Below are 21,871 nucleotides of genomic sequence, written 5' to 3' on the forward strand. Positions count from 1 at the left end.
GATCAGCACCTGTTGATACAGAGTTCGTTCAAGACGGTTCGGCCGTGCCGGATCGGAATGGGTAGATCCGGTGGGGCTCGCGGGTTGCGCGGGGCAGACATCGCCACCAACACCACAGCGAAGGCCATCGCTGCGACCGCGGCGATGGTCGATGGGCGGGGCGGGTTGTCGGATCGGGGCATTGCGATGACGGTGTTCGTATCGTGCGCCATGTGGGGCGATCCGACGTCGATGTGCGCGTGGTTCGGGGAGAGTTCCGCGGCGGCCTGAGACGAGGACGAAACGATGTGTACGCCGTCGCTGTGATGGTCCTGTTCCCAGGCGATGCCGCATTGAGCGATGGTGTGAGCCAACAAATACAGGACAGCGGCGACTGCGATAACCGTCCGCAGGCGCGGCGGGCCCAGCGCAGAGATTCTCACAACGCCTCGACGGTAGCAGCCGGAAACTGGGTTGGCCCAAACCCATTCAGGGTGCCCCTGATGTGCCGCCGCCGAATCGGGCGGTCACACCGCCCGCCCGCAGGCACCACATGTTTCTGGTCACGTCGAACACGGCCAGGACGATCGGGGCGGTGATCATGATGGCCGCCAGAGCAGATGCACCCGCATATGTCGGCGTGCTGCGGCGCGGTAGAAGCCAGTCTCCATCCCGGGGTCCAGCACGCATCTTGTGCGAGCCGAGGGTGGTCCGTGCACCGGTCGATGCCCGGCCACGAAGGGCACCGCGAAGGACAAAGGGCACAGCGAAGGTGCGCGGTCGATATCCCGGGGTATGCATCGACGTCGCAGAGGCGCGGTGTCGGCGGGGGAGCCGGTCCGGGCTCACCGCTGTTACTACTATCGTGCATAGTAGCAACCGAGGGTGGTCAGGTGGCGCTATGCCGTACATGAGAAAAGAGCCATGCAGGCATGCTCGATATCGAGTCCAGCGCAACAACAATGAACCGTCACCGACGAACCCGACGTCGTGCGTTCACCGCGATAGCAGGCAGGTCATCGTCCGCGGTATCTGCTGGTGTGCTGTTGTACGCGGGCTTTCCACCTCGGTCGCTGTGGTTCCTCGCGCCGCTGGGTATCGGGGTTCTTGTTCTCGTCATCCGCGGCCGTTCCATCCGGGCGGCATTCTTCTACGGGTATCTGTCGGGGCTTGCGTTCTTTCTGCCCCTTCTGCCCTGGGTGGGCGTCTACGTCGGCGCCCCGCCGTGGCTGGCGCTCGCGGCGATCCAAGCGATAGCAGTGGCACTGTTCTGCGCTGCAGCGGCCGCAGTGTCCGGGTTGCGCTTCGAAGCGCTGTGGATCGCCGCGATCTGGACCGCCACCGAAGGTCTGCGCGCACGGATTCCGTTCGGGGGATTTCCGTGGGGGAGATTAGCTTTCGCCCAAGCAGACGGCCCTCTGCTCTCGCTTGCCGCGTTCGCCGGTGCGCCCGGTGTATCTTTCGCAGTCGCAGTGATCGGCGCGGCACTGGCAAGTGTGGTCCGCCAGGTACGCTCGCCGACGTCGCGATTCGCAGTCGGATCGGTGGCCACTGTAGTGATCGTGCCAGCTCTGGCTTTCGCGCTCACTCCCGCTGGCGACGCAGGCGCAGCGCGTGCGACGGTCGCCGTTGTGCAAGGCAACGTTCCGCGGTTGGGTCTGGACTTCAACTCGCAACGTCGAGCAGTTCTCGACAATCACATCGAGCGAACAAGGCAACTCGGGGACGACATCACCGTCGGCAGTGTGCCCGCTCCCGACCTGGTGATCTGGCCGGAGAATGCATCCGATATCGATCCGCTGCGCAATGCCGACGCCACTGCCGGGATCGACGCTGCAGCGCGGTCGGTCGGGGTGCCGATTCTGGTCGGTGCGGTCCTTGGCAACGACGACGGCACCTCGACGAATACCTCGATCGTGTGGGATCCGGTACTCGGACCGGGGGAGCGACACGACAAACGCAAACTTGTTCCTTTCGGAGAGTATCTCCCGATGCGATCTGTGATGACGGCGTTGTCCTCGTACGCCTCGCAGGCCGGTAACTTCGTTCCCGGGTCGGGCGACGGTGTCGTCGATATCGCCGGAATTCCGACGGCCGTCGCCACGTGTTACGAGGTCGCGTTCGATGACCTGGTCACCGAGTCCGTGCGTGCGGGGGCGCAGCTGATCACGGTCCCCACCAACAATGCGACGTTCGGGCGCACCGACATGACCTACCAGCAGTTGGCGATGTCGCGGCTGCGGGCGGTCGAGCACAACAGGACTGTTCTCGTTGCGGCGACCAGTGGGGTCAGTGCCGTCATCGACCCACAGGGGAAGGTCGCAGATCGTTCGGGCTTGTTCACTGCGCAGACGTTGGTCGCTGATGTTGCCCTGGAAACGAGATCGACGTGGGCGACAAAGCTGGGACCGCTTCCGGAGTACGCCGCGGTCGTTCTTGCTGTCGTGGGGTGTGCTCTCGCATGGAGAAGGCAGCGTTCGCCGGCCGATGGTCTCCGACCGTCGACGTCCGGTGCTACCGCGCTGTGAGGCACGAAACCACTGCGGGGGACATCGAACTACTAACCATGATAGTAATTACCCCACTCGTCGTGTATCTTTTCGTTATCGCGTCGTGATCCGTTCGATACATCAGTGAGGTGCGCACGTCGATGATTACGCCTCGCTCCATTCGATTACCGAGGACTCTGCTGTGGCACAACACCGTATGACCCGCATGACCGACCGACGTCGACAGTTGATGGACTGTGACGTGCAGGGAGTGGCGGTGACGCCGAGAGGGCGGCATCGCGCTCGGGCGCGCGCCACCGAGCGCCGCGGCAGTGTCGCTGTCGGTATTGCGGTGGCAGCGGGCGCTCTGGTCACGGCGGGTGCCCAATATGCGAGTCCCGCACAGGCGCAGGCAGTCCCCGTGCACGAAGCGACACCGATGCAGGACCCGGTGGCCGAATACTTGCCTCAGATCCTCGCCATACCGGAGATCTCCAATATCAACGATGCGATCGAGCAGTTGGCGAAGGGGCAACGAAGGGCAGAGGAGAGCGCTGCGCGTGATGCAGCGGCGCTGCGACCACTCGTCGTTCGTCCGGTCGCCGGGACCCTGACCTCGGATTTCGGTCCACGATGGGGGACTACGCACACCGGGCTCGACATCGCCAACGCTATCGGAACTCCCGTCTACGCGGCAGCCGACGCTACCGTGCTCGACTCCGGTCCTGCAGACGGATTCGGCCTCTGGGTACGTCTTCAACATGACGATGGAACGACAACGGTCTACGGGCACATCGATCAAACCTTGGTGACAGTGGGGCAACGAGTACAAGCCGGTGAGCAGATCGCCACCGTCGGCAATCGTGGCCAATCGACCGGGCCTCACCTGCATTTCGAGGTCGTCGACGCTGCGGGGAGCAAGGTCGATCCTCAGGAGTGGCTCGCCTCTCGGGGTGTCGCGCTGTCCGACGCGGCTGTTCGGTCGTAGGCCCCCGTTTCACCTCTCGGGCTCGCAGTAGGTACGGCGAACTTACCGGAATGCGGGCGATCGTACTGCGCTCCCGCTGAACATGTCGAGGCACCGAGGGTTCAGGTCCGATGGTGAAAACGAGACCGCAGAGACGCATCCGAAGTCAGTGCAACAGTGCGGAATTCGTTCCCATCGGCGGGCCGTGCGGTCGAGGCTCGACTACGAGTCACGGTCCGAACCGGTGATGGTGGCTCCGCGTTCCGCGAGCCAAAGTCTGGGGTCGACCTTGTTGCCGGCGGGTGTGTCGACCTCGAAGTGCAGATGTGGACCGGTGGAGATACCCCGGTTTCCTACCGTCGCAATTTCTTCACCAGCAGTGACGCGTTGACCTACGGTCACGAGGTTGTCGTTGTTGTGCCCGTAGGTCGTTACGGTGCCGTCATCGTGGCGTATACGCACCCAGAGTCCGAAGCCCTGGGCCGGTCCCGCGCTGATCACCTCGCCGTCCGCAACGGCGACGATCGGTGTACCGGTGGAGTTGGCGATGTCGATTCCTTGATGGGCGCGGCCGTCGCCGAAGGTCGAGGTCAACGTTCCTGTTGTCGGCGCACGATACTTTCCGTTGCTCGACCCTGTTGTGCCGGTAGGGGATTGCGGGGCGGCCGACGGATGATCGCCCGCCTCGGGTGTCGTGGTTTCGGGTGTCGTTGTTTCAGATGACGTGCCGGGTGCCGACGTTTCAGGCACAGTGGCGTCGGGTTCGAGCGCGGGCAGTTCGGGCGTCGACGGGTCGGCGGCCGACTCGGGGTCCTGAGTGTCCTGAGTGTCCTGAGTGTCCTGGGTGCCTTGGGCGGTCGGTTGTTCGGTCGAGGGCTCGGCGTTCGACCTGCCGGGTGGGACCGCCGCATGTCCGCGCGACGAGGTGTGCGGGGTGGCCGGATCGTGGGGAGTCTCGGCGGCCGCGAGTGTGGATGCAAGTGTGGCGACGTCCATCGACGACACCAGTCGGGGGAGAACTGTGGGGTCGATGTCGTCGATCGGCGCGAGACAGGGGGTCAGTCGCGAAAGGGCTCCCGTTGGTCCGTCAGCTGTATCGGTGGCTCCGATCGTGCCCACGAGGCAGGAGACGATGCGGCTCTGTGGGCCGGCCAGGTCGTCGAGAGCGCCGTTGGCGCGAATCTCGCGTAGTGCGCCGACGACGAGATCGAGGACCTCCTGTTGGACGTGCGGGTCCGATTGGGCCTGCGCGGGGAAGGCAGGCGGCGGCGCAGCCGGATCGGCGTCCGGGGCTGCAGACGCCGTGGGTGCCAGCGCGAGGATGCCTCCCACGAACGCGGTACCGACGAGGATGCGAGTACCCCACCGAGTTCGGTGCGCCATGTACGAGGACGAGGGCAGAGGTCTCATGTCGGTGGTCCTCCTGGACGGCAACTGCATACCTGGCAGTAATTCAGGTCGCCTTCGAGTCAAGGCGACACGCCGCATCACTATTACACCCTTTCCGCACAAGCACCATCAGTCACAGTGAATTACATCGGTAACATTCGCACCCTGCGACCCATTTCGATCGTCGGGTTGTTTCTCGGGAGCCGAAGTTCATGTACGTAATATCTTCTGCGCCAGAAGGACTCGGCGTCGCTGGACGGCCTTCATCGTGCGCCTCGATGGGGACGGTCGTCTTCGGCGAACGGCCGGAGAGCTGTGTGCTGGCACTGTGAGGCCCGAGGGCGAAGGGGACCGCGAAAGCGTTGACGGCGTGCAGGATCCACGTTGCTACTATCGAAGATAGTAGATCGTGTAGTATGACGCTGACAGACCGGAAGACATCGTCGAGGTGAACGAGACAGAGGTGCAGGGTGCAGCGGGTGACGACACGCTGGTCCCTACTTGCGATCATCGTCATCGTGACAGTTGTTGGAGCGCTGGCATTGTGGTCTCGAGATCCCTCGACCCAGTCGGTGGGGTCCGCAGGATCGGCACCTCACGTCGAGGACGAGGATCTCCCGTCGGCAGTGATCGCTACCCGTGCTGCCCTCGAGCCGTGCCCGACCTCGTCGCCGGTTCCGTCCCCCGTAACTGGCGAGCTCGTCGGTACGTCCGCACGATGCTTGGGAACGTCGGACTTATCCGATCTGGGGACCTCCCTGGCTGGGCAACCCACATTGCTCAATGTCTGGGCGTCGTGGTGCGGTCCGTGTAGACAGGAGATTCCGGTTCTGGCACAGTACGCCGCAGAACCGGATGCGGTTCGGGTCGTCGGTCTCAACGTCCAAGACGATGCCGATGCGGCATTGAGCCTGCTCACCGAGCTGGGAGTGCACTATCCCTCGTTCGATCAGGCCGACGCGGCGTTGCAGACACTTGACGCGCCCCCTGTCCTGCCCCTGAGTTTCTTGGTCCAGAGCGATGGAACGATCGAGCGCATCACCTCGACGCCGGTGTTCTACGACCCGAGTCAGGTGCGGGAGGCGGTAACAGCGCTTGTGCGCTGATCTCAGCACGAGCACGAGCACGAGCACCAGCACCAGCAACGCGGCGAGGATCGAACGCCCGCCGGCGGACGGACTTCTACAGAATTGGGAGATGTGTATGACCGGGCAGCGGGCAGGTGCGTTCTCGCTCACGCGCCGCAACTTTCTCGCGCTGAGCGCGGCCGGAACGAGTGCCGTCGTGTTGGGGGCATGCGGCAATGGCTCGTCCGCAACAGCAGTCGTCGGACCGGACTCCGATGTGGTGGGACAGGCCGAGGACGCGCGCCGCTCGGCTACCGGCAGACAAGTCGATATTTCCTTGAGTGCTCAGCCCAGCACGATCGACCTCGGCGGAGTGCAGGTACAGACCTGGACTTTCGGCGACAGACTCCCCGGTGCCGAGATTCGCCTGAGCCGAGGTGATGTGTTGCGCGCACAGCTCGACAACCGCCTCGAGCAGGAGACGACGATCCATTGGCACGGAATCGCCTTGCGCAACGACATGGACGGAGTGCCGGGCCTGACTCAGCCGGCTGTGGCTTCCGGTGACTCGTTCGGCTACGACTTCACCGTGCCCGACGCGGGCACGTACTTCTTTCACCCTCACGTCGGTACCCAACTCGACAGAGGACTGTATGCACCGCTGATCGTCGAGGACCCCGCCGACGGCTCGGACTACGACCTCGAAGCCGTCCTGGTCCTCGACGACTGGCTCGACGGGGTAGCCGGCGACCCCGATCGAGAACTCGAACGGCTGCGCAGCGAGGGCATGTCGATGGGCGGCATGTCGATGAGCGCGCCCACCGCCCAGTCGCCTCTCGGTGGCGACACCGGCGACGTGAGCTACCCGTACTACCTGATCAACGGCAAGATCGGGGCCGATCCCATCGTGCTCGGCGGACGGCCGGGCCAGCGGCTGCGCCTGCGCATCATCAACGCAGCTGCCGACACGGCCTTCCGTTTCGCAGTGGGGGGGCATCCTCTCACTGTTACTCACAGCGACGGATTTCCGGTTCAGCCCGAGCAGGCGCAATGCTTGTTGATAGGGATGGGAGAGCGTTACGACGCAATCATCACCTTGCAGGACGGGGCGTTTCCGATTGTCGCCGCCGCGGAAGGTAAGGACGGGAGCGGGTTCGCTGTGTTGCGTACCGGGCCAGGCGCCGCGCCGCAGTCCTCAGTCCGGCCTGCCGAACTCTCTGCAGCCCCGGTGATGGCTGATCGACTGAGGTCGCTCGATACGGTCCGCTTGTCCGCACGCGAGCCGGATCGCACGTACGACATCGCTCTCGGGATGGAGATGGGCGGGTACACCTGGACGCTCAACGGTGAGACGTACGAGCAGCACACCCCCCTCGACGTTCGCGAAGGCGAAAGAGTACGACTTCGCTTCGTCAACGCCACCACGATGTTTCATCCCATGCATCTGCACGGACACACCTTCGAGGTTGTCAACGGTGCCGGATCAGGCCCCCGGAAGGACACCTCGCTGGTCTTGCCGAACCAAACTGTCGAAGTCGACTTCGACACCGACAATCCCGGCCAGTGGCTTCTGCACTGCCACAACCTCTATCACGGGGAAGCGGGAATGATGACATCGGTGTCCTACCTGGCGTGAGCCTACGGCCGCATTCGTGTTCGAGGCATGCAAACCTCTCGGACCAGGGTGCTCGCTACCGAAGGATCACGTAGCTGGCTCGTTCGACGGGATAGAGTGAACACGCGCCTAGGAGGCACTCATGCAGGGTTTGGGAGAGCTCGAAGCTCTGGTGATGGACGTGGTGTGGAATACCAGCGCCGCAGTCCGGGTTCGTGATGTCATCGATCAACTCGAGGACGGTCGAGAACCGGCGTACACCACGATTCAGACGGTGCTCGACAATTTGCACCGTAAAGGCTGGGTACACCGACAACGCAACGGACGGGCATATTGGTACGAAGCCACCCGAAGCAGGGAAGAAGCCGCCTCCGACGCCTTGCGAATACTTCTCGAATCGACCGGCGACCCGACGAGCGTGCTGCTGCACTTCGCCCGCGGCGCTTCCGATGACGAATCGAAGGTGCTCACCCGCGGTCTGAAAGAGCGTAAGAGGTGACTGCCGTACTCCTGTGGGCCCTCGGTGGGCTGTTGGTTGCGGCTGCCGCGCCATTGCTGATGAGGTCGATGATCGACAGAGGTATCGATGCGCACGTCACGCTCTTGACGTGGTCGGCGCTCGTTGTGGGCACCTTGGTCAGCATTGCGGTACCGGTCGTGCTCAGTGCGATCCCCAGTCATGGGGGCGTGACGACCCTGGTCGACATCGCACACCAATGCTGGCTCGCCCTTCAGGGCGACATACCTGCCCGCGTCGAGGCCATCGTCGGGGTTGTCGGGATTGCGATGTTGGGCTGCGGCGCAGTCCGCTGGATCATTCACCTGAGACGCGCAGTGTGTGAGCGACGGCGAGTGTACGAGCGGCACATCGATCTGCTGCGCATCATCGCTGGAGGCGTCGGGTTTTCCGGTTCGAATCAACCCGCGTCGACCTTGTGGCTTCCGTTGGACAGTCCTCTCGCGTACAGCGTCGCGGGACGACCGGCGATGGTCGTGGCCAGCGAGGGGCTACGTACGCAGTTGACGCCTGCTGAAGTCGAGGCGGTCCTCGCACACGAACGTGCACACATCGATGGCCGGCATCATCTGCTCGTAGGCATTGCCGAGTCGGTGGCCTATGCGTTTCCGTGGCTACCGATCATGCGAGCGTCACCTTCGCTCGTGCGCGCTCTGGTCGAACTCGACGCGGACGCCCGCGCAGCCCGCTCGCACGGACGAGACCCCGTGCGGCGCGCTCTGACTTCGCTGCGCCCGCACCCTGTTCCTCTGCCCGCCCTCGGTATGGTTTCCGATGCCACCGTTGTGCGGCTCGATCGTCTCGCCGTGGACCGAGTGATCCCGCATGCTCCCCTCCGGTGGGCGCGGGCGTTCGTAGCGTGCACCGCCGTTGCCCTGCCTGCGTTACCAGTAGTGGCCCTGCTGGGGGCCATGACGTTGGCATCCTGCGCGGTGGGATGAAATGCCCCGCGCGGCACTACAGATCACGGGAGCGAGTCCGCAATACTCGCCCCTCGGCTTTCGGGTGCGGGAAGCGATCATCATGAGACCGACGAGCGCGAGGACCATCGCCATCGGATAGCCGACCGCGAGATCCTGCCATCCGGCGCTCGGAAGTGACCCGAAGCTGCCCGAGATGAATTACGACGTGGGTCGCACCGATCACGACACCCGCCATCAGGACCACCCAACCCCGACCTTGACGGCGGCGCTCACGCTTGTACGCCTCGGTGTAGAGCGCCCGCGTCCTCCGGCGGCCGCCGTCTCGTTTTTGGCCTGTCATCGCGCGCCTGCACGTCCACACGCTATTGCTCGTGAGCGAGTTGGCCGACGGAGCCGAAGCACCGCCGAGAAGGCATTCCGCAAGCGGCGGCATCCCTGCGCTGGTAGCGCTGAGCGGGACAGCATGCGCGAGAGGTTCTGATTCGGCGGTACGGGGAGGGGGCCCGTTCGACTCCGTTGCGCCCGGTGGCAAACCGATATCGACTACTTCCCGGCAGTAGCGGGACCATCGGCGAATTGTCCGGTCCCGACCTGGTAAACCCTGACCAAGACGATCTCGGCATTCGATTTCATCGGACACGTTCTGGTGATCAACCTCCGGGGTCGGCACTGCGGAAGGTGATTGATCATTCTTCGATGGTTCGTCCGGTGTGTCGCCACGCGAGCATGCCGCCTTGTAGTTCGACTACATCGGTGTAGCCGAGAGCGGCCAGGTCTTTCGCCGCGGTGGCGCTCATTGTCCCGGTACGGCAGTAGATCGCCAGCGGTGTGGTCCGGTCGGGCGGCAACGTCGCGGCCTGTTGTCGGATCTGGTCGAAGGGAAGGCTCGAGTCGGTTCCCGGGAGCTGGCCCTCGTTGGGGGTATGGACGTTGATCGTGACTCGGGCGGGATCGGCGATTGCGGCGGCGAAGTCAGCGGGATCGAGCAGTTCCGCCCGTGTAGCAACGGGCATTGACGCGGTGGGCTCAGTGGCCTCGCCGCCGGTACATCCAGCGAGTGCAAGGACGAGGACAGTCAGTATCGATGCCGGACTACGGAGCGTCGATCGGGACACCGAATGCGGTGCCATCGCATCGAGGTGATCACCGAAAGGCACACGCATAAAAATACGTTCGGTGATCACGAGAGCACCTGCGACGCTGCGAGGACGCCGATGAGGACCGCGCAGCAGATGAGCGAGACAGTGAGTCGGCCTCGACGAGTGTGCGCGTCCACTCGAAACAGAAACAGGCCTTGCCGGACCAATGTGTATGCGGCAATACTCCCCAGGAAGACCAGCCCTCCGACGGGAAGGTCGACCTGAAGTACCGCGGCGAGCGCAACTCCCGCGATCAACAGGGCTGCAGCGGCCTCGTAGAGCTGAACCGGAATCCTCCTCGTCGCCAGGGTGCGATCGGACGAAAACAGGCCCCACCGAGATCGAGTCGGACGCCCCGAACAGCAGCCCGCCAAGAAGCATCCCGGACGACCGATCGCCATGCCGAGAAACAATCCCGGGGTGGTTGCATCCAGGACTGCGCCGACGTCCATACCCCCGAGTGCTCCGCCGATGACCAAGGTGCCGAGCGAAACGAGGAGGAAGCCTTGTATGCACGCTCCTGCGCGGATGAAAGTAGATATCGGTCGACGGTGCAAGATCAAGTACCAAACCTTGGCACCGATATATCCCAAAACGCAACTCAGAGCTGAAATTGCAACAGCAGCAGCAACATTGGCATCCATGCGTGAGAGCAGGAATCCCTGAACAATCAATGCAACCACCGCTCCCGCGGCTACCAACGCCGGCCAACTCCACACCCGCACAGCGGGACCGTATGTCAGTAGCGCAGTGCGCGCGGTGAGCACAGAGTTCTGCTGCCGTTCGCTACTGTCTGCGCCCCCGTCGATGCGTCGCGCACTCACCTCCCACTCCCCGCTGGCAATGCCCTGAATACGGGTGGTCGCGGCGAACCGGCCTCCAGCGGCAGGACGTGATTTCACGACCAGAGTCCGATCGAAACCGACCTTCTCGGTCGATGCATGGCCCTCGACTTCCACCCGCGATCCAGTGAAGCGAATCGCCACGTCGTGGCTGGGCTCGGCATCGGCCCCGCCGACACCCCAGTACGTCACCGCAAGCCCCAGCGGCTCGACCTGGGAAATCTCATCGGTACAACTGGTGGCTGGTGAGCGCTTGGGTGCGTAACTCTGCGGTGCGGGCGCAACAGCTTCAGGCGTGCGGGCACGTGGGCGCTCCGGCGGCGCTGCAGTATCGATCGTCGGTTCTGCGGCCTGGGCCGACGCTCGCGGTGGGGTAGTGGAGGCCGGCGCGAAAGCCCGGGCGACAGTGGGATGGAGTGCACCGCTGCCGGGCGAGTGGCCCCTGCTTCGAAGATAATCGGCGGCGGCGACGCTGACCGCAGAATGTGGGGCCACCGCTGAGAGGGGATGCCTTGGCTGGGGCTCAGTACGTATGGCACCGGGGTGGGGAGCCGGTGGGCCGCCCCCGGATCGTGTCGCCGTGGTTCGTCGTTTGTGCGCTTTCGATCGCGACTTGCTGGATTTCTTTCCCACAGGTTGCCTCCATCATCGCCTGTCCGGGCGACGGCGTCTCGACAGCAGTCAACTACTATGCTCGATAGTAGCTGAACTACTAAGCGTTATAGTAGGAGCTGCGGGATGACCACACTCCGCAGGTCAGCAGGTGGCTGGTGCGAGAGTGAGGAGCAGCAATGATGAATATGGGCACCATGAGTGGCGGATGGACGATGATGGCAGGAATGGCCGCGTTCTGGCTGGTCGTGATCGCTCTGTTGATCTGGGGTGCGGTTCGGCTGATGTCCGCTCGCCCGCAATCGGGGGAGGACGCGCAGGAAATCCTCGATCGTAGATTCGCGGCCGGGGAGATAGATCGAGATTTCTATCGCGCAGCGGTCGCAGAATTGGCGACCGCTGCGCTGCGCAAGCGTGCCGACACTCGGTAAAGAGCAACTGCGGTGTGACGGGCAGGCATTTTCACCGCATGTGACCGAGTTTGCGGACTGGATATGTCGGTGCGCGCCGGCTGGCCGGTAGGGCAGGGCTCGCCCGGGGCCGGTGAGCGGCAACTGTCGGCGCGTTCGAAGGCGCACCGAAACGATCAGATCGAAAGTGGAACCGAACGTGAGTGATACACCCATCTACGACTTACTCAACGCTACATCGGCGTCGCCGCAGCCCCATGGTGAACGAGACAGTATCGCTCCACCGTCCGATCTGCGGCGTCAGCGATCGACCGAACGAGCAGTTCCGCGATCTTCGAGAGTCGACACGCGGGCTCGCCATGCGCGCCGTGACATGGCGTAATTCGCCCTGCCCTGCCTCCAGTCGGTGAGAAGACTCGTAACGGAAATCGCAGCGAACGCCGATGATCCACGCGCGTGTGCAGGTACGCCCGTCGCTGTAAGGCTCAGCTGTGCCGCGGATGCATGCGCCCCTTGACCGAATCGGTATCGACATCCATGCCCGTCCGTGAGCATGACAGCGACCGCGGGTGCACCTGGTGGCCAGCCGACTGGCGCTCACGCGTTGACAACACCCTGACGGTTCTTCCCAATGAGATCAGGAAGGGGTATGGTTCGACTTGATCGACATATACCCCTATGGGGTATATGTTGTCCGAGATGTCGAAAGCTACGCATGATCATCACGCACTGTCAGTTACGCCGGTATCGATGTACGGCCACTGTGAGTCGTCGGTCCGCAACGACGTCAACGCCGTGATCGGAATGGACACTGTCGCGTTATCGGCGGCGGCAGGGACATTCACGGTCACCAGTGCAGCCGCGCTCGTCCAGGCGCAGATCATTGTCGCCCTCGACGCCGAATACACAGCCGAACCAGAACCCACGAGTTCATGGGATGAATGGATATCGAACTCGATGGATGAGAGGACTGCACGATGAACGATCACACACACTCCGACGTCGACTCCGCGCGGACGGATCCGCCGAACAGACTGCAGCACAGCGGGCATGAAGAAGGACCCGAAATGCACACGGACGGGGCAGAGAAGGCGACTCCGCAGTCGGACCACGACACCGGCGGGCACAACGCAGAGCACGGCGGGCACACCGGTCACGGTGATCACGTCGGTATGTTTCGTCGCCTGTTCTGGGTCATGCTGGTCCTTGCCGTTCCGGTGATCGTTGCCTCGAACATGTTCGCGATGCTCCTCGGCTACTCATTGCCCGACGCAGCGTGGATTGCCTGGGTCTCTCCGGTGTTCGGAACGGTGATGTACGCCTGGGGCGGGTCTCCGTTCCTCTCCGGAGCAGTCAGCGAAATCCGTTCCCGTGCACCGGGAATGATGCTGCTCATCGCCCTCGCGATCACCGTCGCATTCATTGCGTCGATGGGAGCGAGCCTCGGCCTGCTCGATCATCAGCTCGACTTCTGGTGGGAACTGGCCCTGCTGATCGTGATCATGCTGCTCGGGCACTGGATCGAGATGAGATCACTCGCCCAGACCACCTCCGCTCTGGACTCGTTGGCGGCGTTGCTCCCGGATGTCGCCGAACGCGTCGAGGGCGACGATGTGGTGCCGGTGCCCCCGTCCGAGCTGCAGCTCGGTGATGTCGTTGTCGTCCGCCCCGGCGGCCGCGTACCGGCGGACGGCACCATCGTCTCCGGATCGGCGAGCATGGACGAATCGATGATCACCGGGGAATCACGCACCGTCCGCCGCAGCGACGGCGATCAAGTCGTCGCCGGCACTGTCGCCACCGACTCAGGTCTGCGCGTCCAGGTCACTGCAGTAGGGGAGGACACCGCCCTCGCCGGCATCGGCCGCTTGGTCGCCGACGCCCAGAACTCGACCTCGCGCGCTCAGCGCATCGCGGACACCGCCGCTGGCTGGCTGTTCTGGTTCGCTCTCGGTGCCGCGATCATCACCGCTGCGGTGTGGACTCTGGTCGGGATGCCCGACGACGCCGTCATCCGCACCATCACCGTGCTGGTCATCGCCTGCCCGCACGCACTCGGACTGGCGATTCCGCTGGTGGTCTCCATCGCCACCGAACGCGCCGCCCGCGGCGGTGTTCTGGTCAAGGACCGGCTCGCACTCGAAACCATGCGCACGGTGGACACCGTGCTGTTCGACAAGACCGGGACCCTCACCAAGGGTGAACCCACCGTCACCGCAGTCGAGGTGACCGGCGGGCGCACCGCCGACAACGTTCTCGCGCTGGCCGCTGCCGCAGAAGCAGATTCCGAACATCCACTCGCCCGTGCCATCGTCGAGGCCGCACGCGCGCGGAACCTGACGGTCCCGGCTGCAGCCGGCTTTCAGTCGTCCCCCGCCGTCGGGGTCGCAGCCGACGTCGACGGCGTCCGGATCCAGGTCGGCGGGCCGGCACTGCTCGAGCAGGAACACGGATCCGAACTCGCTGTCGCCGACCGGTGGCGCGGGGACGGGGCGATCATCCTGCACGTCCTCGCCGACGGGGCCGTGATCGGTGCCCTCGCGCTCGCCGATGAGATCCGGTCCGAGTCACGCACTGCGGTAGACGCGCTGCACGCGCGAGGAATCGCGGTCGTGATGATCACCGGTGATGCCGACGCCGTCGCGAAGTCCGTCGCCACCGAGCTCGGTGTGGACCGCTACTTCGCCGGGGTGAAACCGGAAGACAAGTCGCACAACGTCGCTGAACTCCAGAGCGAAGGCCGTACGGTGGCGATGGTCGGCGACGGAGTCAACGACGCCCCGGCTCTGGCGCAGGCCGATGTCGGTATCGCGATCGGGGCCGGCACCGACGTCGCAATCGCATCGGCCGGAGTGATCCTCGCCAGCGACGACCCGAGGTCGGTGTTGTCGGTGATCGAACTCTCGCGCGCCTCGTACCGAAAGATGAAGCAAAACCTCTGGTGGGCAGCGGGATACAACCTCATCTCGGTTCCGCTCGCGGCAGGAGTGCTCGCGCCGGTCGGGTTCGTGCTGCCGATGTCGATCGGCGCGATCCTGATGTCGCTGTCGACGATCATCGTCGCTGCGAACGCACAATTACTGCGTCGACTCGACCTCACACCCGACACCATCACCGGAGCGGTGAACGAGGGGAGTTCCAACCCTCCGTCGCAGCGCACACCGTCACTGTGAGAGCTGATCTCGTACCGGGAACGCAGCCCTGACAATTGTGGAACGTTGATGGCCGCACCTTCTCCGCCGGAGAGGATGCGGCCATCGTTGTCTATAGCGGGCCGGGTCAGCCGAGCAGCCGCTGCATGGTGTCGATTTCCTGCTGCTGGGTGGCGACGATGGTGCGGGCCATCTCCAGGGCGTCAGGATTGGAACCGTCTGCGATTTCGGTGTTGGCCATCTCGATGGCGCCGGTGTGGTGGGCGATCATCATCGTCAACCACTGGCGGTCGAATTCCGGTCCCGACGCTGCCATCAACGCGTCCATGTCCTGAGCGGTCATCATGCCGCTGCCGGAGCTGTGGTCCATCCCGCCCATGTCACCCATGTCACCCATGTCACCCCTGTCCATGTCGGGCATGGGCTGGCCCCACTCGGTGAGCCAGGTGGTCATCTGGTCCATCTCGGGCTGTTGCGCGGCGGCGATCGCCGATGCCAGCGACAGCACCTCCGGGTTGTCGGTGCGGCCGTTCGCCATGTCGGCCATCTCGACTGCTTGGGCGTGATGCGGGTACATCATCTGCGCGAACATCACGTCGGCATCGTTGAACTCTGCGGACGCGCTTGCTTGGGCCGAGGACATCGGTGCCGAGGACATCGATCCCATCGCATGGCCGTCCATCGACGAATCGGCCGCGTTGTCGCTACAGCCGACGACGAGGAACGCGCTCGCGGCGGCAGCAGCGATCGAGGCAATGACTTTGGTACGCATGAGGAAACTCCTTGCAAGAGTGGGTAGTGCAGAGAATTGGATGTCGTTCGATCCGCCGACAGACACGCGTCTGCCGGGCTCCCTGTCACACTCGCAAGGTCACCGATCTGTCCAACTCCCATAACGTCCACGGCGGCGCACGCTCAAGCGTGGAGTCGGCCCGTCCAATGATCCGGTTCACCGATGTCGGCGCCAGGTCGAGGGCTGCGCTCATCGCCGGGACCGTCAGCGCGGGCCACGACACCGTCGTGCCGACGCAGGGATGCATCATCTGGTGCCCCGACGGGCAGTCATGTTCCCCGGTCATCACCGGAACCGTGGCGTCCGTGTGGGACGGTGCTGCGAACGAGGCATGGCCGCCGCTCATCGATGTGGACATCGAGCCGGTCACGGGCATCGACATCGGTGTCACCGAATGCATCAACAGGACACCGAACACCGTCAGTGCAATCAGTAAAGCTGCCGTCGGAGCTGTGCCCCGTCGACCGTGCCGATTCACTGAGTGCATGCGGCCGATGATACCAACATATACCCCCTGGGGGTACGCCTGTCTCGTCGCGTTCGGTCGTCGAAGCATTTCGTCATGTCTTCGAGGTGTCGAGTCCGAGATCTGTTGCGCGGTTGTAGTCGTCGTCGATGAGCACCACGCTGCGATGTTCCCGGTCGAGTAGTGAGGCCGCGATCGAGGCGCGATAGCCGGAGGCGCAGTGCACCCACACTTTGCCGTCGGGAACTTCTGCGAGTCGGTGCGGCAGTTCGTGGAGGGGAATGTTGATCGCACCGGGGATGTGGCCGTCCGCGTATTCGGACTGTTGACGGGTGTCGAGCACTGCAATGTCCGAGTCCTCTGCGGCGAGTCCGGCGAAGTCGGACACTTCGTAGGACCGTACGCGCCCGTCGCTGGCGAGCGAATGAATCTCTCCGACAGCGGAGCCGGAGGGGTGGTCGATGCCGATACGTGCCAACTCCCTTGTGGCCTCGTCGATTTGATCGGATGTGTCGCCGATCAAGGTCAGCGGCGCACCCCACTGGTAGAGCCAGCCGAGGTAGGTGACGAATGTCGTCGACAGCTCGAAGCCGAGGGAACCGTCGAGATGTCCGGCAGCGAAGGCGGTGCGTGCGCGGAGGTCGACGACCCATTGTCCGTCGTCGATGCGGCGGCGTAGTTCGTCGGGGTCGACGGGTTCTGGGGTGGACAGGTCGATCGGTGCGGGGCCTTCGGTGTTGATGACGCCCATGTGGGCGTAGTACGCGGGGTAGGCCGACAGTCCTGCGATCAACTCGTCGACGTAGGTTTGTTCGTCCTGGGTCAGCGCGGGATTGGACTGTTGCTGTTCACCGATGGTCGACGAGTCGCCGCTGGTGGGGGTCGCGGAGCAGAAGCTACCGAATCCGTGGGTGGGGTAGACCTCGACGTCGGCGGGGAGTTCGGCGGCGATTCGACGGACCGAGTGGAACTGGGCATGGGTGAGCTCGTCGGTGTGTTCGGAGCCGAGTAGGTCGGTGCGGCCGGTGGATCCGTAGAGCATCGAGCCGCCGGTGAAGATCGCGATCGGTTCGTCTCCGAGTTGCAGTACGTAGCTGACGTGATGATGTGTATGGCCCGGGGTGTGCATGACCTGAAACGTCGCCGATCCCGCGTCGACGACATCGCCGTCCCCCACTGCCCGTCGCTCGAATTCGACCGGGTCACCCTCGGGCACAACGTATTCGGCTCCGGTGGCGCGTGCGAGTTCGAGTCCGCCGGTGACGTAGTCGTTGTGGATGTGGGTTTCGAGTACGTGGGTGATGGTGGCGTTCTTCTCCGTGGCCAGTGCCAGGACGCGGTCGATGTCACGTTGGGGATCGATCACGACGGCGATGCCGTCGTGGCTGATCAGGTAGCTGCGGTCGCCGAGGCTCGACGTTTCGATGATGGCGATGTCTGGATCGGTGGTGCTCACGGGGTACTCCTACGGTGTAATCGGGTCGGCCTCGTTTCTGACGTGAAACGTCCTCGTTCAGGCCAGTGCGAGGAAGAGCTTTTCCAGTTCTGCTTCGGTCATGGGCTCTTTGTTGTCTGCGGTGTCGCCGGTCATGCATTCACGAAGGCCGGTGGCCACGATCTTGAATCCGGCTTTGTCGAGGGCGCGGGAGACGGCGGCGAGTTGAGTGACGACGTCTTTGCAGTCGCGTCCGTTCTCGATCATGCCGATCACACCGGCGAGTTGGCCGTGTGCGCGGCGCAGACGGTTGAGTACCAATGCGATGCTGTCTTCGTCGCCGATCATTGCGGTCTCCTGAGGGTGTGTGATGGTGGTAGTCCTTCCAGATTACCCCCGGGGGCATCGGTTCGGTGTGTGCAGTCGGTCATGAAAGAACGAGGGTGTCGACAAGTACATAGCCCGCGACGGCGAACACCAGGTAGGCGAACCACGTGCGCAGCTTGTCGGTGTCGATGCGTGTGCTCAGTTTTCCGGCGACCAGCGAGCCTGCGATCGCCGCACCGGCGAACGCGGCTGTCAGTGGCCAGTTCCCGCCGAGCCCGTCGGCCTGAGCGATCAGTCCGGCGGCGGAGTTGGCGACGATGACCACCAGCGACGTTCCGACAGCGACACTCATCTCGATTCCCAGCAACAGCACCAGAGCGGGGATGATCAGAAATCCTCCGCCGACGCCGAACAGTCCGGTGAGGACACCGACCCCGAACCCGGTCGGTATGGACCGTGGTGCGCATCGCCGCCAATCGATCCCGGAACTTCCTGTCTTGCAAGCGGTTCCGACATCGTCGGTGCTGCGCAGCATCCGCGCCCCGGCGATGATCATGACGATCGCGAAGCCGATCATCACTGCGGCCTCGGGCAGATGCCTGCCCAGGACGCTGCCGACCAGCGTGCCGACGATACCGGTGGCCGCGAAGATCGCCGCCAGTCGCCATTCGACGAGCTTCGCCCGCACCTTGGGGATGGCCCCGGTCGCCGAGGCGACACCGATCACCAGCAACGATGTCGGTATCGCCTCCGACAGGTCCATTCCCAGGGCGTAGACGAGAACCGGGACGGCGACGATCGACCCACCGCCGCCGAGGAGACCGAGCAGGATGCCGACGGCGACGCCGAGGACCAGGGCCAGCGTCAGGGTCATCAGCTGTGTGCTGTGTCCTGGCCACCGAGTGCGTCGATGGCGGCCTGGAGCTTGGTGGTGGCCTCCGCCGCGACGTCGGAGAGTGCTGGTTCGCCTGTCGCTTGTACCATGATGTCGGGGTTCATGGCTTCGACGATGATCGATCCGGGTGCGCTCGTGTCGGCGCGGACGACGACATTGCACGGCAGCAGCAACCCGATCTGGCGCATGACTCCGACGGCGCGGTGCGCGAGGGTGGGATTGCAGGCACCGAGGATCAGATACTGCTCCATGTCCTCGTCGAGTTTGGCCTTCAACGTGGCCTGCATGTCGATTTCGGTGAGAACACCGAATCCCTGATCTGCGAGGGAGGCTTTGACGGCGTCGACTGCGGTGTCGAAGTCGGTGTCGGTCAGAGTGGTCGAGAGTGCGATGTTCATAAGGGAAGTTCCTTTCGGTCGTCGAACTGCGGTGATCTGGGCCTACCCGATTCGGGGCTGGCGAATACTCGGCACGCCCACCCTGGTGAGAAGCGCGCTGGCCGGGCACCAGCCGACCGCTGCGTAAAGGGCGAGGTTCGCGGCAGCGAACGCGCTGAGCAGTCGCCACTGCGGTGCGTGGAGTTCGCCGAGGGCCAGGCCGGTGGCGGTGACGCCGGCGGCGAGGGCGGGGACGATACGTTCGATCGGCCAGCCCGCGAACGCGGACGAGCGAGTGGTGTTCGGATCGATCATGATTGCTCCGTTCGGGTTGTAAGGGTGGTCAGTGCGAGAAGCTGATCGAGGGCAACACCTTGCGCAGCCAGGCCGGTGACCACCATGCGGCGTGTCCGCTCAAACGCAGCAGGACCGGCAGCAGGATCAGCCTGATCAAGAAGGCGTCGAGCAGCACTGCGACGCCGAGGATGATGCCCATCTCCTTCGGTGGGAGCGGATCGGAGAGCGCGAAGGTGAAGAACACTGCGACCATCACCGCGGCGGCAGCGAAGATGACCCGGCCGGAGTGCGCGAGGCCGTCGACCTGAGCGGCTTTCGGGTCCCCGGTCTTCTCGTAGTGTTCCTTGGCTGTGGCGAGCAGGAACACGGTGTAGTCCATGGCGATGGCGAAGATCATTGCGAAGAAGAACACCGGCCCCCAGCCGTCGAGGAAGCCCTGAGGGGTGAAGCCGAGCAGCGATGCACCGTGCCCGTCCTGGAAGATCAGCTTCGCGACACCGAATGCGGCGGCGGTCGACAGCAGACTGACTGCGGTGCCGAGGATCGCGATCAGCGGTGCCTGCAGAGCCACGAGCAACAGAACGAAACCGAGTGCCAAAATGATGCCGATCACCAGCGGTAGGTAGTCGTTCAGTGCTTGCTGCAGATCGAGGTTCTCCGCTGGGGCACCGCCGACCAACGCCGACTCCGGGAGTTCGGCGCGCAGGTCACCGAGGATGGTGCCCATTCTCTCGTCCGAGGGGTCAACGGTGGGAAGTGCTTGTAGCAGTGAGTAGTTTGAGCCGTCCGCGGCAGGCTGGGGCGGGGTGACCATGGAGATCCCGTCGACGGTGCTTGCCGCGGTAGCGGTGGCGGCGGCACTCGAGGAGGGGACGACGATCTGCAGTGCGCCGGGTGCGCCGTCACCGAACTGGGCCTGAACGAGCTCGTAGCCCTGACGGACTGGTGCGTCCTCTGGCACGACGGAGATCGAGGGCATTGCCACTTTCAGTCCGAGGACCGGAAGGGCCAGCGCAATGAGGATGCCGACGGACACCAGAGCGAACGGCCAGGGGTGCTTGTGGAGGAGCTCACCCCAGGCTGCGAATTTCGGGGAGCGGTGCTGCTGACGCTTGGCGTAGGGCAGGGATGCGGCGTTGACCTTGGAGCCGAGCGCACCCAACGTGGCGGGGAGCAAGGTCATGGTGGCGATCAGCACGAACGTCACTGCGAGCATGATGCCCACGGCCATGGTCCGCACGGCCGGTGCGGGAACGAGCAGGACGGCCGAGAGGCTTACCAGGACCGTGAGGCCGGACAGGACCACGGCTTTCCCTGCAGTGTCCATGGTCTCGGCGACCGCAGCCCGTGGGTCGGCGTTGCGTAGCGCGTCACGGAACCTGGCGACGATGAACAGGGCGTAGTCGATTCCGAGGGCAAGGGCGAACATCATGGCGAAGTTCATTGCCCACACCGAGATCGGCGTGACGCCGTTGAGCAGAACGAGACCACCTGCGGAGGCGACCAGGCCGGCGACGGTGAGTATCAGCGGCAATCCCGCGGCGACGAGGGAGCCGAACGCGAGCACCATGATCGCCAAAGTGACCGGCCAGGAGAACAATTCGGCTTGGATCATGGCGTCGTGGTTGGCTTTGTTGAAGTCCGACCACAGTGCGGACGATCCGGTGGGGTAGACCTCGATGCCGTCGCCGGACAATGCGGTCAGCTCGCCTTTGACCTCGTCGACCGCTTTGACCATGTCGTCGGTACTCGCGTTCGCACCGGCGATCAGGATGCCGGTGCGGCCGTCGGGACTGATCGTCATGCCCGCCTGGGGGGCGATGATCTCGCCGAAGCGGGCGTCGCCGTCGAACACGGCCGCAACGTCGGTCAGTGTCCGTTGCACTGCGGGGTCCTCGATCGAGGCGGTGTCGGAGTGCACGACCACCTGTACTGCTGCGGAGGAGTTGCCGCCGAAATGCTGCTGGGCCAGTTCGCGGACCTGGACGGATTCGGATCCGTTGGCCTGCCAGCCGGCACCGGCCAAGGATGAGAACACCGAGGGTGCAGCCGATCCCAGAGCGATGAGGGCGATCAGCCAGATACCGAACACCCATCGGTGGCGCTCGACCATTGTGCTTCCGAGACGGCCGAGAATGCCGGGTGCCGGCGGCTGAGGGCGGGCGCGACGGCCGGGAGCC

20 protein-coding genes are annotated in these 21,871 nt (G+C 64.2%); 8 read left to right on the forward strand and 12 right to left on the reverse strand.

All coding sequences use genetic code 11. From position 1 onward, the window contains the following. Positions 1-2: 2 nt before the first annotated feature. A complete protein-coding gene (locus CH296_RS27710) occupies positions 3-422 on the reverse strand; it encodes a hypothetical protein (RefSeq protein ID WP_243597145.1) in 420 nt (139 codons plus the stop codon). Positions 423-941: 519 nt separating this feature from the next. Here CH296_RS27710 and lnt point away from each other — a divergent pair. Further along, positions 942-2,507 carry an apolipoprotein N-acyltransferase gene (gene lnt / locus CH296_RS27720; protein WP_094642697.1) on the forward strand — a complete coding sequence of 522 codons (1,566 nt, stop codon included), beginning with the start codon at positions 942-944 and terminating at the stop codon, positions 2,505-2,507. Between the two features lie 163 nt (positions 2,508-2,670). Then, complete coding sequence (locus CH296_RS27725) at positions 2,671-3,456, forward strand: M23 family metallopeptidase (protein WP_243597146.1); 786 nt, start codon at positions 2,671-2,673, stop codon at positions 3,454-3,456. A gap of 201 nt (positions 3,457-3,657) precedes the next feature. Here CH296_RS27725 and CH296_RS27730 read toward each other — a convergent pair whose 3' ends face one another. Then, positions 3,658-4,845 carry a peptidoglycan DD-metalloendopeptidase family protein gene (locus CH296_RS27730; protein ID WP_256980605.1) on the reverse strand — a complete coding sequence of 396 codons (1,188 nt, stop codon included), beginning with the start codon at positions 4,843-4,845 and terminating at the stop codon, positions 3,658-3,660. A gap of 497 nt (positions 4,846-5,342) precedes the next feature. On the opposite strand from CH296_RS27730, the gene CH296_RS27735 reads away from it, so the two are divergent. The 4 genes from CH296_RS27735 to CH296_RS27750 all read left to right on the forward strand — a co-directional run bounded on the left by CH296_RS27735 (position 5,343) and on the right by CH296_RS27750 (position 8,964). Next, on the forward strand, positions 5,343-5,930 hold the full coding sequence (locus CH296_RS27735; protein WP_080733473.1) for a TlpA disulfide reductase family protein: 588 nt from the start codon (positions 5,343-5,345) through the stop codon (positions 5,928-5,930). Between the two features lie 97 nt (positions 5,931-6,027). Further along, on the forward strand, positions 6,028-7,527 hold the full coding sequence (locus CH296_RS27740; protein WP_094662170.1) for a multicopper oxidase family protein: 1,500 nt from the start codon (positions 6,028-6,030) through the stop codon (positions 7,525-7,527). Between the two features lie 121 nt (positions 7,528-7,648). Next, positions 7,649-8,005, forward strand: coding sequence for a BlaI/MecI/CopY family transcriptional regulator (locus CH296_RS27745; RefSeq protein WP_094610783.1), 357 nt, complete (start codon positions 7,649-7,651; stop codon positions 8,003-8,005). Further along, positions 8,002-8,964: a M56 family metallopeptidase gene (locus tag CH296_RS27750; RefSeq protein ID WP_094610784.1), complete on the forward strand. Its 963-nt coding sequence runs from the start codon at positions 8,002-8,004 to the stop codon at positions 8,962-8,964. The genes CH296_RS27745 and CH296_RS27750 overlap by 4 nt, the downstream gene beginning before the upstream one ends. 668 nt (positions 8,965-9,632) lie before the next feature. Here the strand turns inward: CH296_RS27750 and CH296_RS27755 are convergent. Both CH296_RS27755 and CH296_RS27760 read right to left on the reverse strand, forming a co-directional pair. Then, positions 9,633-10,130, reverse strand: coding sequence for a rhodanese-like domain-containing protein (locus tag CH296_RS27755; RefSeq protein ID WP_256980606.1), 498 nt, complete (start codon positions 10,128-10,130; stop codon positions 9,633-9,635). Beyond that, entirely contained in the window at positions 10,127-11,422 is a 1,296-nt protein-coding gene (locus CH296_RS27760) for a prolipoprotein diacylglyceryl transferase family protein (protein ID WP_243597150.1), read from the reverse strand. The genes CH296_RS27755 and CH296_RS27760 overlap by 4 nt, the downstream gene beginning before the upstream one ends. A gap of 296 nt (positions 11,423-11,718) precedes the next feature. Here CH296_RS27760 and CH296_RS27765 point away from each other — a divergent pair, with 296 nt between their 5' ends. Further along, on the forward strand, positions 11,719-11,970 hold the full coding sequence (locus CH296_RS27765; RefSeq protein ID WP_032401334.1) for a hypothetical protein: 252 nt from the start codon (positions 11,719-11,721) through the stop codon (positions 11,968-11,970). A gap of 956 nt (positions 11,971-12,926) precedes the next feature. Continuing rightward, positions 12,927-15,122 (forward strand): heavy metal translocating P-type ATPase, encoded by a 2,196-nt coding sequence (locus CH296_RS27775; protein WP_032401336.1) that lies wholly within the window; start codon positions 12,927-12,929, stop codon positions 15,120-15,122. A 106-nt stretch (positions 15,123-15,228) separates the two neighbouring features. Here the strand turns inward: CH296_RS27775 and CH296_RS27780 are convergent, their stop codons facing one another. The 8 genes from CH296_RS27780 to CH296_RS27815 all read right to left on the reverse strand — a co-directional run bounded on the left by CH296_RS27780 (position 15,229) and on the right by CH296_RS27815 (position 21,804). Beyond that, the gene (locus CH296_RS27780) at positions 15,229-15,873 is read right to left on the reverse strand and encodes a DUF305 domain-containing protein (protein ID WP_008720034.1); all 645 of its coding nucleotides are present in this window, start codon (positions 15,871-15,873) and stop codon (positions 15,229-15,231) included. Positions 15,874-15,958: 85 nt separating this feature from the next. Beyond that, complete coding sequence (locus CH296_RS27785) at positions 15,959-16,381, reverse strand: DUF6153 family protein (protein ID WP_027494146.1); 423 nt, start codon at positions 16,379-16,381, stop codon at positions 15,959-15,961. A gap of 73 nt (positions 16,382-16,454) precedes the next feature. Further along, positions 16,455-17,816 (reverse strand): rhodanese-like domain-containing protein, encoded by a 1,362-nt coding sequence (locus CH296_RS27790; RefSeq protein ID WP_094686195.1) that lies wholly within the window; start codon positions 17,814-17,816, stop codon positions 16,455-16,457. Positions 17,817-17,873: 57 nt separating this feature from the next. Then, positions 17,874-18,143 (reverse strand): metal-sensitive transcriptional regulator, encoded by a 270-nt coding sequence (locus tag CH296_RS27795; RefSeq protein ID WP_027494148.1) that lies wholly within the window; start codon positions 18,141-18,143, stop codon positions 17,874-17,876. Positions 18,144-18,222: 79 nt separating this feature from the next. After that, positions 18,223-18,996: a sulfite exporter TauE/SafE family protein gene (locus tag CH296_RS27800; RefSeq protein WP_179277853.1), complete on the reverse strand. Its 774-nt coding sequence runs from the start codon at positions 18,994-18,996 to the stop codon at positions 18,223-18,225. Then, positions 18,996-19,415 (reverse strand): DUF302 domain-containing protein, encoded by a 420-nt coding sequence (locus CH296_RS27805; protein WP_094686196.1) that lies wholly within the window; start codon positions 19,413-19,415, stop codon positions 18,996-18,998. The genes CH296_RS27800 and CH296_RS27805 overlap by 1 nt, the downstream gene beginning before the upstream one ends. Before the next feature lie 42 nt (positions 19,416-19,457). After that, entirely contained in the window at positions 19,458-19,709 is a 252-nt protein-coding gene (locus CH296_RS27810) for a YgaP-like transmembrane domain (RefSeq protein ID WP_027494151.1), read from the reverse strand. A gap of 28 nt (positions 19,710-19,737) precedes the next feature. Then, positions 19,738-21,804, reverse strand: coding sequence for an MMPL family transporter (locus CH296_RS27815; protein ID WP_256980609.1), 2,067 nt, complete (start codon positions 21,802-21,804; stop codon positions 19,738-19,740). Between the last annotated feature and the right edge of the window lie 67 nt (positions 21,805-21,871).

The sequence above is a fragment of the Rhodococcus sp. 14-2496-1d genome (assembly GCF_002259365.1).
In the GTDB taxonomy this organism is placed as follows: domain Bacteria; phylum Actinomycetota; class Actinomycetes; order Mycobacteriales; family Mycobacteriaceae; genus Rhodococcoides.

What these genes read in the sequence shown, in the direction of transcription:
- lnt (WP_094642697.1), top strand. Translation starts at nt 942, where the DNA reads ATGAACCGTCACCGACGAACCCGACGTCGTGCGTTCACCGCGATAGCA.
- CH296_RS27730 (WP_256980605.1), bottom strand. Translation starts at nt 4,845, where the DNA reads ATGAGACCTCTGCCCTCGTCCTCGTACATGGCGCACCGAACTCGGTGG.
- CH296_RS27740 (WP_094662170.1), top strand. Translation starts at nt 6,028, where the DNA reads ATGACCGGGCAGCGGGCAGGTGCGTTCTCGCTCACGCGCCGCAACTTT.
- CH296_RS27745 (WP_094610783.1), top strand. Translation starts at nt 7,649, where the DNA reads ATGCAGGGTTTGGGAGAGCTCGAAGCTCTGGTGATGGACGTGGTGTGG.
- CH296_RS27765 (WP_032401334.1), top strand. Translation starts at nt 11,719, where the DNA reads ATGATGAATATGGGCACCATGAGTGGCGGATGGACGATGATGGCAGGA.
- CH296_RS27775 (WP_032401336.1), top strand. Translation starts at nt 12,927, where the DNA reads ATGAACGATCACACACACTCCGACGTCGACTCCGCGCGGACGGATCCG.
- CH296_RS27780 (WP_008720034.1), bottom strand. Translation starts at nt 15,873, where the DNA reads ATGCGTACCAAAGTCATTGCCTCGATCGCTGCTGCCGCCGCGAGCGCG.
- CH296_RS27785 (WP_027494146.1), bottom strand. Translation starts at nt 16,381, where the DNA reads ATGCACTCAGTGAATCGGCACGGTCGACGGGGCACAGCTCCGACGGCA.
- CH296_RS27795 (WP_027494148.1), bottom strand. Translation starts at nt 18,143, where the DNA reads ATGATCGGCGACGAAGACAGCATCGCATTGGTACTCAACCGTCTGCGC.
- CH296_RS27800 (WP_179277853.1), bottom strand. Translation starts at nt 18,996, where the DNA reads ATGACCCTGACGCTGGCCCTGGTCCTCGGCGTCGCCGTCGGCATCCTG.
- CH296_RS27805 (WP_094686196.1), bottom strand. Translation starts at nt 19,415, where the DNA reads ATGAACATCGCACTCTCGACCACTCTGACCGACACCGACTTCGACACC.
- CH296_RS27810 (WP_027494151.1), bottom strand. Translation starts at nt 19,709, where the DNA reads ATGATCGATCCGAACACCACTCGCTCGTCCGCGTTCGCGGGCTGGCCG.
- CH296_RS27815 (WP_256980609.1), bottom strand. Translation starts at nt 21,804, where the DNA reads ATGGTCGAGCGCCACCGATGGGTGTTCGGTATCTGGCTGATCGCCCTC.